This window comes from Henriciella mobilis, from assembly GCF_003576285.1.
GTDB lineage: Bacteria > Pseudomonadota > Alphaproteobacteria > Caulobacterales > Hyphomonadaceae > Henriciella > Henriciella mobilis.
Genome location: NZ_QWFX01000016.1, coordinates 328303 through 343453, shown reverse-complemented (window position 1 = coordinate 343453; position 15151 = coordinate 328303). Strand labels below are relative to the sequence as shown.

General features: G+C 62.6%; 17 protein-coding genes. 8 read left to right on the top strand and 9 right to left on the bottom strand.

Features of this window, described 5'->3' with window-relative positions; genetic code table 11:
• Positions 1 to 29: 29 nt before the first annotated feature.
• Complete coding sequence (locus D1223_RS17030) at positions 30 to 749, top strand: rhomboid family intramembrane serine protease (RefSeq protein ID WP_158588523.1); 720 nt, start codon at positions 30 to 32, stop codon at positions 747 to 749.
• Here the strand turns inward: D1223_RS17030 and D1223_RS17025 are convergent.
• Positions 746 to 1693 carry an NUDIX hydrolase gene (locus D1223_RS17025; protein ID WP_119377549.1) on the bottom strand — a complete coding sequence of 316 codons (948 nt, stop codon included), beginning with the start codon at positions 1691 to 1693 and terminating at the stop codon, positions 746 to 748. The two genes, D1223_RS17030 and D1223_RS17025, sit on opposite strands and share 4 nt — an antisense overlap.
• On the bottom strand, positions 1690 to 2316 hold the full coding sequence (locus tag D1223_RS17020) for an HD family hydrolase (protein ID WP_233353219.1): 627 nt from the start codon (positions 2314 to 2316) through the stop codon (positions 1690 to 1692). The genes D1223_RS17025 and D1223_RS17020 overlap by 4 nt, the downstream gene beginning before the upstream one ends.
• A 171-nt stretch (positions 2317 to 2487) precedes the next feature.
• On the opposite strand from D1223_RS17020, the gene D1223_RS19185 reads away from it, so the two are divergent.
• A complete protein-coding gene (locus D1223_RS19185; RefSeq protein ID WP_267896325.1) occupies positions 2488 to 2622 on the top strand; it encodes a hypothetical protein in 135 nt (44 codons plus the stop codon).
• Between the two features lie 52 nt (positions 2623 to 2674).
• On the opposite strand, the gene D1223_RS17015 is transcribed toward D1223_RS19185, so the two are convergent.
• Positions 2675 to 3685 (bottom strand): DUF6607 family protein, encoded by a 1011-nt coding sequence (locus D1223_RS17015; RefSeq protein WP_119377547.1) that lies wholly within the window; start codon positions 3683 to 3685, stop codon positions 2675 to 2677.
• A 130-nt stretch (positions 3686 to 3815) separates the two neighbouring features.
• Here D1223_RS17015 and D1223_RS17010 point away from each other — a divergent pair, with 130 nt between their 5' ends.
• Positions 3816 to 6050 (top strand): TonB-dependent receptor domain-containing protein, encoded by a 2235-nt coding sequence (locus D1223_RS17010; RefSeq protein WP_233353218.1) that lies wholly within the window; start codon positions 3816 to 3818, stop codon positions 6048 to 6050.
• A 6-nt stretch (positions 6051 to 6056) separates the two neighbouring features.
• Here D1223_RS17010 and D1223_RS17005 read toward each other — a convergent pair whose 3' ends face one another.
• The 5 genes from D1223_RS17005 to ygfZ form a co-directional block, all read right to left on the bottom strand.
• Positions 6057 to 6920, bottom strand: a complete 864-nt coding sequence (locus tag D1223_RS17005; RefSeq protein ID WP_119377546.1) for a pirin family protein — start codon at positions 6918 to 6920, stop codon at positions 6057 to 6059.
• A 19-nt stretch (positions 6921 to 6939) separates the two neighbouring features.
• A complete protein-coding gene (locus D1223_RS17000) occupies positions 6940 to 8058 on the bottom strand; it encodes a beta-ketoacyl-ACP synthase III (protein ID WP_119377545.1) in 1119 nt (372 codons plus the stop codon).
• A gap of 108 nt (positions 8059 to 8166) precedes the next feature.
• On the bottom strand, positions 8167 to 8388 hold the full coding sequence (locus D1223_RS16995) for a hypothetical protein (RefSeq protein ID WP_119377544.1): 222 nt from the start codon (positions 8386 to 8388) through the stop codon (positions 8167 to 8169).
• The gene (locus D1223_RS16990; protein ID WP_119377543.1) at positions 8385 to 8987 is read right to left on the bottom strand and encodes a DNA-3-methyladenine glycosylase I; all 603 of its coding nucleotides are present in this window, start codon (positions 8985 to 8987) and stop codon (positions 8385 to 8387) included. Before D1223_RS16990 ends, D1223_RS16995 begins: the two co-directional genes overlap by 4 nt.
• Positions 8965 to 9789 (bottom strand): CAF17-like 4Fe-4S cluster assembly/insertion protein YgfZ, encoded by an 825-nt coding sequence (ygfZ, locus tag D1223_RS16985; RefSeq protein WP_119377542.1) that lies wholly within the window; start codon positions 9787 to 9789, stop codon positions 8965 to 8967. Before ygfZ ends, D1223_RS16990 begins: the two co-directional genes overlap by 23 nt.
• Before the next feature lie 244 nt (positions 9790 to 10033).
• Here ygfZ and D1223_RS16980 point away from each other — a divergent pair, with 244 nt between their 5' ends.
• A complete protein-coding gene (locus D1223_RS16980) occupies positions 10034 to 10483 on the top strand; it encodes a hypothetical protein (RefSeq protein WP_119377541.1) in 450 nt (149 codons plus the stop codon).
• Between the two features lie 7 nt (positions 10484 to 10490).
• On the opposite strand, the gene D1223_RS16975 is transcribed toward D1223_RS16980, so the two are convergent.
• A complete protein-coding gene (locus tag D1223_RS16975) occupies positions 10491 to 11234 on the bottom strand; it encodes an outer membrane protein (protein ID WP_119377540.1) in 744 nt (247 codons plus the stop codon).
• 182 nt (positions 11235 to 11416) lie between these two features.
• Here D1223_RS16975 and D1223_RS16970 point away from each other — a divergent pair, with 182 nt between their 5' ends.
• The 4 genes from D1223_RS16970 to D1223_RS16955 all read left to right on the top strand — a co-directional run bounded on the left by D1223_RS16970 (position 11417) and on the right by D1223_RS16955 (position 15120).
• Positions 11417 to 12760: a dihydroorotase gene (locus tag D1223_RS16970; RefSeq protein WP_119377539.1), complete on the top strand. Its 1344-nt coding sequence runs from the start codon at positions 11417 to 11419 to the stop codon at positions 12758 to 12760.
• 65 nt (positions 12761 to 12825) lie between these two features.
• Positions 12826 to 13317 carry a hypothetical protein gene (locus tag D1223_RS16965; protein WP_119377538.1) on the top strand — a complete coding sequence of 164 codons (492 nt, stop codon included), beginning with the start codon at positions 12826 to 12828 and terminating at the stop codon, positions 13315 to 13317.
• Positions 13314 to 13802 (top strand): hypothetical protein, encoded by a 489-nt coding sequence (locus D1223_RS16960; protein ID WP_119377537.1) that lies wholly within the window; start codon positions 13314 to 13316, stop codon positions 13800 to 13802. Before D1223_RS16965 ends, D1223_RS16960 begins: the two co-directional genes overlap by 4 nt.
• A 106-nt stretch (positions 13803 to 13908) precedes the next feature.
• The gene (locus D1223_RS16955) at positions 13909 to 15120 is read left to right on the top strand and encodes a tetratricopeptide repeat protein (RefSeq protein ID WP_119377536.1); all 1212 of its coding nucleotides are present in this window, start codon (positions 13909 to 13911) and stop codon (positions 15118 to 15120) included.
• The last annotated feature ends 31 nt before the right edge of the window (positions 15121 to 15151 follow it).

Sequence of the window (15151 nt, the reverse complement as noted above, 5' to 3'; positions counted from 1 at the left end):
GGGGGATGGCGCATCAGGCACAGGCTTTAATGCAGGCCCGGTGGCCCCATATCTCCCGGGTGTACCGATACGACCCTTCTGAGGACCTTCGTCCGCGCGAACCAATATTCAATCGCTTCCCGGCCGTGGTGCTGATTCTCAGCGCCGTGATCATCGGGACCAGCACCGTCCTGTTCATGGCGCAGCCCTATCTGGAAGACTGGATGCTGAGGGCGGGTGCCGTGGTCGCCGGGCCGCAATATGACGGTCTGCCCCGGCCGTTCGGGCCGCTGGCGCCATACATCCTCCACGTCCTGCTGCACGGTAATTTCTTTCACCTGGCAATGAACATGACGGCCATGATCGCCTTCGGCCCCCCGATTGCCATGGCGTTCGGGCGAGGCACCAAGGGGGCTGCCGGCTTCCTCATCTTCTTTGTCGGCGCTTCGATTGCTGGCGCGCTCGCGGAAACGGTCTGGGCCGTCTCCAGCGGCCAATCGCAAATGATGATCGGCGCGTCTTCGGGCCTGTCAGGCTTCCTGCCGGCGGTTGGCTGGCTGATGGGTGGGTTCAGGCAGGCGGTGAGGATCTCCATTCCTTGGCTGATCATCAACCTTGTGATCGCTTTTGCAGGGACAGCCGTCATCGGCTCGATCTTCGGGATAGGCATCGCCTGGGCCGCGCACCTTGGCGGCCTGGCGGGCGGGTTTATCCTGTTCCCGATCCTGCTTCGTATCTTCAATCCAGCTGTGGCTGATCGGCTGCGCTAGCTGTCGCGCCGGATGGCCGGTGTCGTGATGCCGAGGGCCGCGCTGCGGCGCAGCTTCTCGCGCCGGAAGCGGTAAAGTTCGGCCGGCCGACCGCCAGTGCGGTCCATCATCTCGCCGGTGCCTTCGACGAGGTCCGTCCGGTCAAGCGCCCGGCGGAAATTCTGCTTGTGCAGTTTCAGTCCGAGTATGCCCTCGCAGGTCATCTGCAGCGCCGAGAGGGTGAAACGCTCCGGCATCAGCTCAAAGATCACGGGGCGGTAGCGGATCTTGCCGCGCAGGCGGCCCATGGCCGTTGCGAGGATGCGCCGGTGGTCGGACGCCATTGGCTCGCCGAGCTTCACATCCGGCAGCGGCAGGCCCGCATCGCGCGCGCATTCCGTGACGAGCCCAGCCTCATACAGCAGTTCATAGCGTTCCAGCACTCGGTCATCGATCCAGTCCTGCCCGTCGAGACCGAAGGCGAGATTGGCGCGCAGCTGGCGCGGCTCATTGCCCGCCGCCCAGGTCGACAGGCGCGGGGCAATGACCTCATCGATGATAGCCGGACGGCCATTGCGGTGATCCTCCCACGGGAAGAGGCTGTACCAGCCGCGCCAGCGCGCATCGAGGGCCTCTGGCGGCTTGGTCGGGTCCGGTGTCAGACCGAGATAGCCGACTGAAACGACGCGCGCATTCGCCGGCGCATCAGCCAGGGTTGCTTCCGGTGTTTCACGGTCCCGATCACCAAAGGTGTAGAGCTGTTCGACATAACCGAGATCGAAGCCGGTCTGCTCACGTACCCAGCCGCGCAGCGCCAGTTCGAAGGTGCGATGGCGCGCGGGATCGAACGTACCGAAGGGCAGGCCAGCCAGCCCGCCGTCGCGGCGCGTGACGAGAACGCATGGCGTCTCGCCGTCTGCAGCAACAATCACGACCGACAGGCCAATGATCAGCGCAGTTGTCACCGGCGGGCCTCCATCTCTTTCAGCAGGGCCTCGTGGCGGGCGGTGAAACTGGCCTGGGCCGTGTTGGGCGCTTCGGGCTTCAGGTCGAGTTGGATCGTACGCGGCGGTGAGCCGAAGAAGCGGTCAGCCTCGGTCGTGCCGAATCCGGCGAGCTGCGTCGCTTCATACCAGGCACAGATGTTGTCAGCCCGCTTGATCAGCCGCTTCAGGCTGGCGGGCAGGCGCGCGGGCAGGCCGAAGCGGATATGGATCGCCTCGGACAGCCGGTTCTCGATTTCCTTGTAGCCATCGCCAAGCACTGCCTTGAAGGGAGAGATCATGTCGCCGATGACATATTCGGCCGCATCATGATGCAGTGCCATCAGGCGTTCGGAGGGGCGCAGGCCAGGCTCGAGCCGGGCACAGACCTGTTCGACAATGACACTGTGCTGGGCCACCGAGAAGGCGTGGTCACCAATCGTCTGCCCATTCCAGCGCGCAACACGCGCCAGACCATGGGCGATATCGTCGACCTCCACGTCGACCGGCGACGGATCAAGCAGGTCGAGGCGCCGGCCCGACAGCATGCGCTGCCAGACGCGTGCGGGGGCATTTCGCGGGACGGGTTTGGGGCGCGTACTCATGGCGCCCTCTTTAATCCATTGGCAAGCCGGGTAAAGAAAAGCCCGCATTTCGCTTACCATTCCGACTGCTCGGCATGGGGTTTGCTCAGCTCCCGTTAAGACGTGACAGCGATAACCGGATCAACGGACGAACAACAAGCCCGAGGCGTAAAGACGATGGTGGAAATGGTGATGGACGTTGCAGCCAATCCTGCAACGGCATGGTGGGTACTGGCTGGGGCGGCCCTGATCGTTGTAATCGAGGCCGCCCGTTCCAGCCGCAAGGTCCTCTGGGGGGACATTGGCGAGGACGAGTTCGAGGACTAGGCCTCGCGCGACTGGCGCCAAGCTTGCTCAAAGACTGCGATTGCAACGGGGCCTAATAGGCCCGGTCCTGCTTTTCGGACGTGCGATCGACGCGTTCTTCAAGCGTGCCGATATCCGTCGTGGTGTATTCAGCGATGACATTGCCCGCTTCGGCAATCGCGTCCTCGACTGTCTTGGCGCCGTCCTCGACCTCTCCGGCGAGCGCGAGCAGCGGCTGATAAAGCGCTTCCGGTTCACCCTGCATGGTCAGGCCGAAGGGCGCGCCGGCCGCCTCAAGCGCCTCCCAATCCTCGCGGACGCCCGCCCAGTAATCCTGCGTGGCTGCCCAGTAAGCGTCGCCGACCTCGACCGGGAAGGCGTTGTCCTTGATGTAGGTGTTCACGCCGATTTCGCGTACCAGGACATTCGGATCCTCGTCGAGCACCAGCTTTGAATTGGTCTGCTCATGCACCCAGCCATCCGGCGTAATGGTGTGACGGTTGACGGCAAGGACGGCGTCATAGTCGTCACGGGTGGTCATGTCACGGCGCGGCAGCGGGCGCCATTCGGCGGGCGGCGTCCACTGCGAAACGTGGTTATCATGCGTCCAGTCACCCACGGCGCCATAGCGCGGGGAATCGTCGACCTGATAGACCTCCTGCGCCCAGGCTCCATCGGCATCAGCTTCACTGACAGGGCGCATCTCCCACGCATTGCCGCCGACAAAGCTCAGCACCTCGGCAGGCTCATAGGTCCAGTCCTGGCGCCAGTGCTTGATCGGGAATTCCTCGCCTTCCTCGCCGACGACGAGGATGTGCTGCAGGCTGATGAAGTCGCCAAGATCTTCGATGACGCGGACGATTTCATAGCCGCCTGACAGCTTCGGGTCTTTCAGCGTGTAGCCCTCTGTCAGCGGAACCGTCTCACGAAAGTCAAACGTCACCTTGTAGTCGCCGGCCATGGCGAGGATCGCCTCGCGGTCCTGCTCAAAAGTGGCATCCGGGTTGGGCGACTGTGCCATGGCGGTCATGGAGAGGACGCCGAGAAGTGTAATGGCGGCTGCAGAACGGGTGATTTCGGGCATGCGGGTTCCTCGATTTTCAGGCTTCAAATAAGCCCTGATTGATAATGAAACTAAGAATCATTTGCAATATAAAATCCACCATGTCATGAGAATGCGAATAATTCTCAATAGTTATGGAAGGAATGAGCGAATGATGAAATGTGAGGGGCGCGCGGCTGATGGCGAACAGGAGGCTAGCGACGCTGAACAGCGCACCGGGTGGGCAGGGCGATCGCGCGGGATATGCTTGGCAGCCGCGTCGGCCGGCGCGATGGCCCTGTCGGGTGTCGCCTCCGCGCAGGCTGGCGATCCGGCCGGTGAGGCCTTCGAAGCTGAGCAACGCCAGGAGATCGTCACGGTTTATGGCACGTCAAACCCGCTTCCGGCCTTCGAGTATCCGGGCCAGGTCAGTGTCATCACAAACGACGACATTGAGCTTCGGGCGCCGTCGACCGTGTCGGACCTGCTGCGGGATGTTCCGGGTTTGGCATTCTCCGGCGGTCCGAGGCGAACGGGCGAGGTGCCGAGCCTGCGCGGCTTTAGCGGCCAGAACGTCCTGATCCTGCTCGATGGGGCGCGCCAGTCCTTCACGTCTGCGCATGATGGCCGCTTTTTTGTCGACCCGGCCCTGCTGGGCTCGGTGGAAGTTGTGCGCGGACCGGCCTCGGCACTTTACGGTTCGGGCGCGGTCGGCGGCGTGCTGGCCTTGGAAAGTGCCGACGCCGAAGACCTGCTGCGCGATGGAGAAAGTTGGGGCGCGCGGCTCCGGGCAGGCTACCAGTCGGTGAACGAGGAAACGCTGACCAGTTTCACGGCCTACACCAATACAGGCGCATTTGACGGCCTCGCTTCGATTGGCCTGCGCCAGTCCGGCGATATCAAGCTCGGCGACGGCTCCACCCTGCCGTCGGACGACGAGATCATGACCGGCCTGATCAAGGGGCGGTACGATGTTACAGACGCGTTGTCGCTGGAGGCGTCCTGGCAGCGTTTCGACAATTCCGCGTTCGAGCCGAACAATGGCCAGGGCACGCTCGGGACGGGCGACTCGGTGCTCGACCGGAATGTCGACAAGGACATCACGACGGACACCTACCGTCTCGGCGCCGGGTTCAATCCTGTGAGCGACATGATCGATGCCCACCTCACGGCCTATCAGACCATTACCGAAGTCGAGGAGTTCGACGCGACGGTCCCGCGATCCATTTCCCGCGAGATCGAGACGACCGGTCTCAGCGCGCGCAATGCCTCGCGCTTCGATCTCGGCCCAGTGCAGACGACAATCACGATCGGCGCCGACTGGTATCGCGATGAACAGTCCGGCTTTGACAGCGCGGCTGCTGACGGTGTGCGCGGCGGTGTGCCGGATGCGGAATCGGAATTCATGGGTCTCTTCGCGCAGCTGGAACTGGTGACGGAGCACCCGCTCGGACTGCCCGGCGAACTGATCGTCATTCCCGGCCTGCGCCATGATGAATTCAGCTCCGAATCCAGCAGTGTCACCGGGAAGAATGAAGATGATGCGTTCTCACCGCGCATCGCGGCGAGCTATGGTCCGGTGGGCTGGTTCCGCATATTCGGCAGCTATGCCGAAGGTTTCCGCGCGCAGTCTGTCAACGAGCTTTACCTGGACGGCACCCATTTCGAGGTGCCGCACCCGGTGCTTTTCAATCCAGGAATGGGCTCCTTCGTCTTCGTCACCAATGAATTCATTCCGAATGCCGGCGTGAAGCCCGAGAAAACAGAGACGGTCGAATTTGGCGCGGGCCTCGATTTCCAGGATCTGGTCGCCTCCGGTGACCGCCTGCAGGCCAAGCTGTCCTGGTATCAGAGCGATGTTGAGGACCTGATCAACCTGTCTGTCGACTTTGCCTATGACGGGACCTGCTTTGCGCCGCCTTTCTTTCCCTGCACGGCGGGCACGACCCGGTCGGCCAATGTCGCCAGCGCCGAGCTGGAGGGCGTCGAGGGGGAACTGCGCTATGACAGCGACCGGTCTTATGTCCGCGCCAGTTACACCTCGATTGAGGGCACGGACCTCGTGACCGGGTCCGATCTTGGTACGCTGACGCCAGACCGGGTTGCCCTCGACCTTGGCCTGAAAGCCCATGAATGGGATGCGATTTTCGGACTCCGCATCCAGCATGCCTCAGACTTCACGCGCCGCGAGAGCGACGGCGCCGGCGGCTTCACCGTCGCGGAGACGCGTGATGCCTATACGGTCGCCGATGTCTATGCGAGCTGGACGCCGGGTTTCGCCAATGGCGCGCGCATCGATGCCGGTATCGACAATGTTTTCGATGAGCGTTTCGAGCGTGTCTTCGAAGGCGTCTACCAGCCCGGCCGCAACTACAAGATCGCCGCCAGCTGGCAGTTCGGCGGATAGGCCGGGTCAGACATTTTCCGGGGCGCGGTTGAACTTGCCGGCTTGATAGTCGGCAATCGCGTCCCGGATTTCCTGCTCGGTATTCATCACGAACGGGCCGTGCGCCACGACCGGTTCGCCGATCGGGTCGGCATGGCCAAAGAGCAGGAAGGCACCGTCGCTGGAGGAAACGGTGATGGTCTCGCCATCATGCGCGAACTCGACCAGGTCGAAGGACTTCGCGCTCGCCTCGCCCATCGAGACATGGCCGCGCACGACATAGAAGAACACGCTGCGATCCTTCGGGGCCGGCAGCGTCGCGTCGGCGCCAGCGGGCAGGGAGACCATCGACATGAAGACCCCGGTCAGGGAATCGACCGGCCCGGTCTTGCCTTCATATTCGCCGGAAACGAGATGCAGGATCGCGCCCTCGCCCGCCGGAATTGAGGGGATGCCGTCGGCCTGCACGCCGGTATAGCGAGGCGTTGTCATCTTCAGCGTCGAGGGCAGGTTTACCCACAGCTGAAGGATTTCCATGTCGCCGCCATCACGTTTGAATTCGGGGGGTGACAGCTCGGCATGGATGAGGCCGGAGCCTGCGGTCATCCACTGGACACCGCCCGCATGGATGATGCTCTCATGCCCGCCCGTATCCATATGCGCGAGACTGCCTTCGAGGATGAAGGTCACCGTCTCGAAGCCGCGGTGCGGATGCGGGCCGAAGGGCAGGCCGCTATTGCCGGGCCTGTAGGTCTGCGGCCCATGATGGTTGAGGAACAGGAACGGATCGACCTGGTCCACAGCGGGCCCTGGCACGGGGCGGCGCGTGATGAGGTCGGCAATATCGTCGCGATAGGCGGCGTGCACCGCCTTGATGGTTCTGTCGGTCATGGGAAGACAGATAGGTCGCTCAGCCGGCCTTTTCCACGAAGACGGCACCGACCGAATAACCTGCACCGAACGAGCAGATCAGGCCCCTCTCGCCGGGCTTGAAGTCGGCTGAATGCTTGTGAAAGGCGATGATCGATCCGGCCGACGAGGTGTTGGCGTACTCATCCAGCACGGTCGGGCTCTCGTCGTCGCTCGCCTCATGGCCGAGAACCTTGGACGAGATCAGCCGGTTCATGTTGGCATTGGCCTGGTGCAGCCAGAGGCGGCGCAGCTGCTCGGGCTTCAGCGAAAGCCGGTCGAGTTCGGTGATGATCATCTCCGACACCATCGGCACGACTTCCTTGAAGACCTTGCGGCCTTCCTGCACGAACAGCTTGTCCGGCGCCCCTTCGCCGGAAGGGTCGGCGCGGTTCAGGAAGCCGAAATTGTTCCTGATATTATTGGAGAATTTGGTCTTGAGCTGCGTGCCGAGGATCTTCCAGTGATCCTTGGGCGCAATCGATTCATCCTCCACCAGCACGGCTGTGGCAACATCACCAAAGATGAAATGGCTGTCGCGGTCGGTCCAGTTGAGGTGGCCGGACGTGATCTCCGGATTGACCATGAGGACGGACTTTGCATGGCCCGCACGCACGAAATCAGCGGCTGTCTGGATCCCGAAGGTCGCCGACGAGCAGGCGACATTCATGTCGAAGGAGAAGCCCTCGATGCCGAGCGCTTCCTGAACCTCGATCGCCATCGCCGGATAGGCGCGCTGCATGTTGGAGGCCGCGCAGATCACGGCATCGACGTCTTTCGGGTCTCGGCCTGCGCGCTCAAGCGCCTGGCGGGCGGCTTTCACTGCGATCTCGGCGAGGATGGATATCTCCTCATTGGATCGCTCGGGGATGACCGGCCGCATCAGGGCCGGATCGGTGACGCCGGACTTGTCGACAACATAGCGCGACTTGATGCCTGACGCCTTCTCGATGAACTCGACCGACGAATGCGTCTTGGCCTCGACCAGGCCGGCAGCGATATCGGCTTCGTGCTCGGCATTCCACCGGTCAGCCCAGGCATTGAAGCTTTCAACCAGCTCAGCATTGGTGACAGATTCTGGCGGGGTCCAAAGACCGGTCGCGGAAATAACGGGTTTCATTGACTATACGCCCTCCCGATGCCTGGCCTCTAGGGTGGCCAGTGACCTGATTTGGCGCGCAATTAGACACAAGCCGACTGCGGCGTCGAGACCGGGGACTGCGCCTTGTCAGTCCTTGTCGGTCTTTTCCTTCTCTTTCTCTTCCTGCTCGCGGCGCAGCTCCTCGCGCCATTCGGATTCGGCCCGGTCGGCCCGTTCCAGGCAGTCGAGGCGGGCACGTGCATCGACGATTTCATCGCAGTCATTGCCGCCGATATAGGGCCGGCCCATGGTCGAGCAGCCTGCGGCGAGGAAGGCGCTGGCCAACACAAGGCACGTCATTGTTTTCATTTGTAGAACTCCTGTACTTCCTTGTGGCGCGGACAGCGCGTCTCATGATCGTTGACCATACCGACCGCCTGCATGAACGCATAGACGATAACCGGGCCGCAGAACTTGAAGCCCTTCTTCTTCAGCGCCTTCGACAGCTCTTCGGAAAGCGGCGTCTTGGCGGGGACGTTGGAGACGTCGTCGAGCTGGTTGACGATCGGCGCGCCGCCCGTGAACGACCATAGCCAGTCGGAAAAATCCTCACCGGCGTCCATCATGTCGAGATAGGCCTGCGCGTTGCCAATCGTCGCCTGGATCTTCTTGGGGCTGCGGATAATCCCCGGATTCTGCAGCGCTTTCTCGATGCGTTCCTGGTCCCAGCGTGCAACGCGCTCGGGCACGAACCCGTCAAACTCCTCCCGGATCGCTTCGCGCTTCCTGAGGATGGTCACCCAGGACAGACCGGCCTGCATGCCGTCGAGCTGCAGCTTCTCCCAGAGCGCGCGGGGGTCGTATTCCGGCACGCCCCATTCCTCGTCATGATAGGCGCGGTAGAGCGGGTCGTTGGCCGGTGCCCAGCGGCAATGCAGCGTTTCGTCAGGCGAGAGATTCAGTCCCATCACCCAAGGATGCCGCCAATTCTTCTTCAAGCCAATCGGTTTTGATGTGTTGGACGGGCTGCCCATCAACCGACAGGGTTTCCCCCGCCTGCAGCGCCTTGGCGAGACGATCCGTCCGCAGACGCGCGAGTGCGTGCGTGTCTGTTGCGCTGGTGATCTCGCCGACGGGGGCGCCTGCTGTAACCTCTTGTCCTGACTTCAGGTTTTTGCCTTCGATCACGACCGTCCGCTTGCGCAGCTTGCCGCGCCGATGGGTGCGGGAGACAACTTCCTGGCCGACAAAACAGCCCTTCTTGAGATCGACCCCGCCTTGCCTGTCCATGTTGATTTCCCATGGAAACACCTCGGCGCCGACAAAGTCCGAGCCCCATTCGGCGACGCCCGCTGGAATGCGGATCGCATCCCATTCGGCCTGGCTCATCTCCGGCACCGAGCCGGCCTCGACGATACGGTGCTGGGGCAAGGCGGCAGAACGCGGGTCGGGCACGCCGTCATCTGTAATGGCGGCGGCGAGTTTGCCATCGACATCGATCTCGACCTTGGCGCGCAGGCGGAACATTTTCAGCCGCTTGGAAAGATCGCCAACGGCATTGGTGGCAACGTCGAGCAGCGCGCCAGTGTCGATGCGATGGGCCACGAAGTCGGCGATCACCTTGCCCTGCGGCGTCAGCAGCGCGCCATAGCGGGCCTCGCCGGGCTGCCAGTTGCCGGTATTGTTGGTCACCAGCCGTTCGAGCAGGGCGATCGTGTCCGGCCCGTCGAGGACGAGGATGGAGCGGTTGGGAACGAGGCGTGTCTGCATGGAGGGGATTTAGGAATTGCTCCCCGGAATCTCCAGCAAAATTCCACGAAAGCCGAGGGTACGAAGACAGTACGATTTCCGTACAATTCCAGTATGATTCCGGTCCATTTACAGTCTGATCGGGGTCTGACACCGAAATCGCGCCCGACAGTCGGCCTTGCCTAATGCCGGACGTCCCCGAACAATCGCCTCGATCCGCGCGCTGATTCGCGCGGCACCTTCGAGGGCCGGGAGACGCAAAAAATTGAGACATCTGGCAAGTCTGGCAGCCATCGCGCTGCTGCTCGTACCCGCCGGCTGCAACACGACGCAGAAGTCGCGCGCAGCCTGCGAGAGCGATGTCGAGCGCCTGAAACAGTCGATTCGGGACACCGGCGGCTATCTCGAAGACCTTCGCCCGCGCCTGAAGGCGGGCTTCCTCGCCTTCGACGATTGCGGCCGGATCACCGGTGAGTGCCATGCCGAAGCCTGGCTCGCCGAGATGGAGGCGCTGCGCCAGGAGCACATCTACCGGCGCGCCGACTTCAACCGCGCCATCGATCTCTGGCGCCCCGATGCCTGCGTGCCCTATGCGCAGGGCTATCGCCTCAACCCGCCCGAACCGTCGACCTATAATGGCTACTTCTACAGCTATGAGGAGACCGGCCAGCAGATTGACGAGCTGATCAGCAAGTTCAACCGGCTGGTGAACTAGGGGCGGCTCAGAACCGGACCCGCAGCCCGGCTGTCAGCGTGCTGCCGTCGAGATCGTCGGTGACACGGCCGCTGAAGGCGGGCGTACCGGAGGTCGTGAAGGTCTGGTCGAGGTCCACATCGTAGACGGTGTAATAGCGTGCTTCAGTGTAGACCTCGAAGCGGCTGTTGAACCGATAGCTCACGCCACCCGCGAATGTGCTGGCCAGGGCAGAGGCCTCGTCATTGATGCGATAGGCGCTCGAAGGATCGCTCGCCGGCACCGTGCCGGTGGAAACATCGACCTCGGCCAGGCCGATACCGCCGCCGAGGTAGGGCACGAGTGCCTGGTCGTCGCGCCAGACAATGTCGGAATAGGTGTTGATCAGGAAAAAGGTAACCGACTGGCTGCCGCTGGCCGATTGCGGCGCCCCGAACACGCGCGCAGACTCGAGGTCGCTGTCGAACCCCGAGATTTCAAACTCGAGGCGCGGATGGAAGTAGGTCCAGTACCGGAAGGGCAGCTGGTAACCGGCGAAAACGCCGTAGGTGCCGGTGTCTTCGAAGGCGAAGTCATTGCGGGCGCCGAGAATCGGGGCGGAGCCGGCAGAGGCCAGCTGCCCGTTGAAGTCGGCGTCGCCTGGAAACGCCCCGCCCGCGAAGAGGCCGGCATAGAAGCCGGATTCGGCGGCATCGAAATCGAACAGGCCCTGCGCTGAGGCCAGTTGTGGCAGGCCGAGTGCGGCGGCGGCGAGTGCGGATAGTCGGATCATTGGGTGTCCCTTCAGGTTGTGCCCTCAGGGATCTAGCCACGCGGCCGCTCACGCTCATTACACAAGCAGGTGTTATTGATCACGCTTGTGTCAGCGACCAGCTGGCGGCCGGATCAGGACTCAGGCAAGGCAATGCTGTTAGGCGGGATGACATTGAAGCCCTCCGGGCGCATATAAGCGCCATGAGCCAGACCTATGACCTGATCCTGAAGAATGGCACGCTGGTGACACCGGGCGGGGAAGACCAAGTGGATGTCGCGGTGCGCGGCGAGAAGATCGTCGCCATCGGCAAGTTCGATGAAAGCCAGGCGGGCGAGACCTATGACGCGACCGGCCTGCACATCCTGCCGGGCGTGATCGACAGCCAGGTCCACTTCCGTGAGCCGGGCCTTACCCACAAGGCCGACCTCGAAACCGAAGCGCGCTCGGCGGCGCTTGGCGGGGTGACGGCAGTGTTCGAGATGCCGAACACCAACCCGTCGACCACGACGCCGGAGATGCTGACCGACAAGCTGAACCGGGCGAAGGGCCGCATGGATGTCGACCATGCCTTCTATGCCGGCGCGACGAATGAGAACCCGCACCTGCTGGCAGAGATGGAACAGATGCAGGGCTGCTGCGGGGTGAAGGTGTTCATGGGCGCCTCGACGGGCGACCTGCTAGTCAAGGATGATGAAGGCGTCGAAGCCGTGCTGCGCGCGATCAAGCGCCGGGCGGCCTTCCACTCCGAAGACGAATACCGCCTGGAAGAGCGCCGCCATCTTGCCCGCCAGGGCGACTGGCACAGCCATATCGAGGTACGCGACGTCGAGGCTGCCGTCAGCTCGACCCGCCGCCTCCTGCGCCTCGCCCGCAAGACGGGCAAGCGTATCCACGTGCTGCATATCTCGACGGCCGAGGAGATGGAGCTGTTGCGCGATGCCAAGGATGTCGCCTCGGTCGAGGTGCTGCCGAACCATCTGACGCTGGCCGCGCCCGACTGCTATGACCGCCTCAAGGGCTTTGCTCAGCAGAACCCGCCGGTGCGCGAGCAGCGCCATCAGGATGCGCTCTGGCGCGCGCTCAATGCCGGGATTGTGGATGTCGTCGCGACCGACCACGCCCCGCACACCCGCGAAGAGAAGGAGCGGCCCTATCCGGCCTCGCCGTCCGGCATGCCCGGCGTGCAGACCTTCGTGCCGGTGATGCTGACCCATGTGAACAATGGCAAGCTGAGCCTGCGCCGCTTCGTCGAGCTGACGAGCGCAGGCCCGCAGCGCGTCTTCGGCATCGCCACCAAGGGGCGGATCGCCGAGGGCTATGACGCGGACTTCACCATTGTCGACCTGAAGCGGAAAGAGACGATCACGGAAGAATGGTCGAAGGCCAAGTGCGGCTGGACCCCCTATGCCGGCTTCGAAGCCCAGGGCTGGCCGGTGGCGACGATCATCCGCGGCGCCTTCGTGATGCGCGACGGCGAGATCACCCAGAAGGGCGGCGGCAAGCCGGTGCGGTTCAACGAAACGCTGGAGCCGGAGGCGGTTTAGCCCCTCAAGATTTCAGTACACATCTGAATTTCTTTGGTTAGTCTGGCCGTTCCGGGGGGACAGCCATGACGCTTGAGCAGTTTTACTTCATCGCTGGAATTGTGTCGTCGGTGGCCGTCATTGCGTCCCTGATCTTTGTCGGCTTCCAGCTGCGCCATGCGGCCAACCAGCAAAGAATCGAAACGGCCAGCGGCTATTACGACATCTTCCGCGACCATATGAAAATTCTCAGCGAGGCCGGCATGGTCGACCTCTTCCTGCGCGGGCTTGAGACCGCTCCCGATGCCTTCGAGGCCGCGGACAGGACCCGGCTGAATGTGTTCTATACCATGGTCACGCGGGGCTATCAGGTCCTGCACTACCAGGCCGGGAAGAAAGTCTTCGAGGAGGATTTCTGGCGCCACACCCAGAACCATTTTCGCGACCATCTCGCCTCGAAGTATTATCAGGGTTTCTGGGCGGCCCGGAAGCACCACTTCCCGCCGGCCTTCCGGGAGCTTGTCGATGCGCTGATCGCGGCCGGACCAACGGCGCCGCTTCTGGAGATGTCGTCATGACCCTCGAACAGGCAGCTCTCATTGCGCAGATTGTCGGCGTCGTGGTTGTCGCGGCGACGCTGATCTATCTTGCCCTGCAGGTGCATCAGGGCGCGCAGCAAATGCGGTCCGAAGCCCGGCAGGCGCAGCTTACCTATGACCAGACAGGCGTCTACAAATTCGTCGACTTCCCGGAACTGGGGCGCATCTTCTCGCAATCGGAAACGCCGAGTTTCGAGGAGAAGACCAAGCTCTTCTTCTGGATGATCGGCCAGATGCGGGCGCGCGAATATGAGTGGCTGCAATACCAGAATGGCGCCATCACGAAGGAGTCGTGGGAGACCTATCGCGGCGTGATCTATTTCGTGCTTGGCACTGAACGCGGCCGGGCGCTCTGGCAGGCCTGCCAAGGCTATTTCAATCCTGGTTTCGTCGAGATGGTGGACGGCATGATGACGGATGTCCCGCCCATCGATCTCTGGGACAGGCTGCACGCCATTGAATAGGGCACGAACGCCATGACGCTGGAGCCGGTGGTGGTTTAGCCCGGCGCGGCTTTTTCTCCCGACAGGCGAAAGCTGTGTTATTCTTGCGCCCGATCAGGTGAAGGGGATGCAGATGACGGCGCGGACGATATGGCTGGCCGCTGGCGCAATCACGGTGCTTGGGGGCTGTGCAGGCGGCGGGCTTCTGCCGAGCGAATATGCCTACCTCAATACCACGCCCGAACAGGCCGAACAGTGGATCGACGAGTGCGAGGGCAATGAGAACGACGCCGTCCGGAAACTGCGGCACTGCGAACTGGCGATCAAATGGATCGAGCGTGAGGCGCCCGGCCATCCGGACTATGGTTTTGTCCTTGTTTCAGCCGGTAATCTCTATTTCGAGCAGGCGCGGTGGCTGGATGCCGAACGCGTCTATTCCGATGCCATCGATGCAGGCGAGCCGGGCCTTGGCCATGGCAACCGCGGCTATGTCTACGAACAGCTGGGCAGATGGGAAGAGGCCTATGCCGATTTCGACGCGGCCTACCAGGCTTCGGGTGACCGGACCTATCTCGAGGACGCGGTCGTGCTCGACTATGCCCTCGACGCGGCAAGGCTGTTCGATGTCTATTATACGGGGTTTGCCTGCCGCGCGGTTGGAGCAGACAGTTTTCTGAACCCCGATGCCGAGATTGCCGTCCATGTTGTGGCCGCCGACGCGACCTACGCGAAGGCGACGCATTTTCCGCAAAATTCGGCGTCCTATAAAGGTGTCCGGAACGGCCATGTCCATCGCGGCCAGGGTTTGCGCGTTTTCAATGCGATCGGGCTGGAACCCTTCACGCTCAGCGTGATGATGTGGGAAGTCGATAATGGCAGTAATGCCGTCGATGTTGCCGTGTTCTACGGCTCCATGCTGGCGGGAAAGAAGGCAGTCCCGAGCACAGGTGCGCGCTGGGGCCCGAGGTCCGCGGGGACGATGCGTAGCGGGCAGGCCGATGGCCGTGTTGCGGTCAAGAATCCAGCCCCGCAATATGAGACGACGTCGCCATCGCCCGGCCCAATTCACGATGCGATCGCGTCCCCCCTGAAATCCTTCTTCGGCACCGAGCCGGACTATCTGGGCGGTCACGACTTCACGAACCTGATCGGCGCAGACATCATGGAGTCGGAGGCGAAGGTCGAGAACGGTATCTACTACGATTTCAAGTCATCCCACCGGCGCGGCGGCTTCGATTGCAGCGCGTACTTCGTGCTGGAAGAGTTCGAGCAGGATGAAGCGGACTATGTCGATGCCGTGAACTGGGTCATCGATGGCAACGACATCCGGGACTATTGAATCCGGGCCATCGCGTTTGTGGCGCCCGACG

Excerpts from the sequence above, each read along its gene's own strand:
- D1223_RS16970 (WP_119377539.1), top strand. The coding sequence starts at position 11,417 with ATGAGCCAGACCTATGACCTGATCCTGAAGAATGGCACGCTGGTGACA.
- D1223_RS17010 (WP_233353218.1), top strand. The coding sequence starts at position 3,816 with ATGATGAAATGTGAGGGGCGCGCGGCTGATGGCGAACAGGAGGCTAGC.
- D1223_RS16975 (WP_119377540.1), bottom strand. The coding sequence starts at position 11,234 with ATGATCCGACTATCCGCACTCGCCGCCGCCGCACTCGGCCTGCCACAA.
- D1223_RS16955 (WP_119377536.1), top strand. The coding sequence starts at position 13,909 with ATGCAGATGACGGCGCGGACGATATGGCTGGCCGCTGGCGCAATCACG.
- D1223_RS16960 (WP_119377537.1), top strand. The coding sequence starts at position 13,314 with ATGACCCTCGAACAGGCAGCTCTCATTGCGCAGATTGTCGGCGTCGTG.
- D1223_RS19185 (WP_267896325.1), top strand. The coding sequence starts at position 2,488 with ATGGACGTTGCAGCCAATCCTGCAACGGCATGGTGGGTACTGGCTGGG.
- ygfZ (WP_119377542.1), bottom strand. The coding sequence starts at position 9,789 with ATGCAGACACGCCTCGTTCCCAACCGCTCCATCCTCGTCCTCGACGGG.
- D1223_RS16995 (WP_119377544.1), bottom strand. The coding sequence starts at position 8,388 with ATGAAAACAATGACGTGCCTTGTGTTGGCCAGCGCCTTCCTCGCCGCA.
- D1223_RS17000 (WP_119377545.1), bottom strand. The coding sequence starts at position 8,058 with ATGAAACCCGTTATTTCCGCGACCGGTCTTTGGACCCCGCCAGAATCT.
- D1223_RS17015 (WP_119377547.1), bottom strand. The coding sequence starts at position 3,685 with ATGCCCGAAATCACCCGTTCTGCAGCCGCCATTACACTTCTCGGCGTC.
- D1223_RS16990 (WP_119377543.1), bottom strand. The coding sequence starts at position 8,987 with ATGGGACTGAATCTCTCGCCTGACGAAACGCTGCATTGCCGCTGGGCA.
- D1223_RS17030 (WP_158588523.1), top strand. The coding sequence starts at position 30 with ATGCAGGCCCGGTGGCCCCATATCTCCCGGGTGTACCGATACGACCCT.
- D1223_RS16965 (WP_119377538.1), top strand. The coding sequence starts at position 12,826 with ATGACGCTTGAGCAGTTTTACTTCATCGCTGGAATTGTGTCGTCGGTG.
- D1223_RS17020 (WP_233353219.1), bottom strand. The coding sequence starts at position 2,316 with ATGAGTACGCGCCCCAAACCCGTCCCGCGAAATGCCCCCGCACGCGTC.
- D1223_RS17005 (WP_119377546.1), bottom strand. The coding sequence starts at position 6,920 with ATGACCGACAGAACCATCAAGGCGGTGCACGCCGCCTATCGCGACGAT.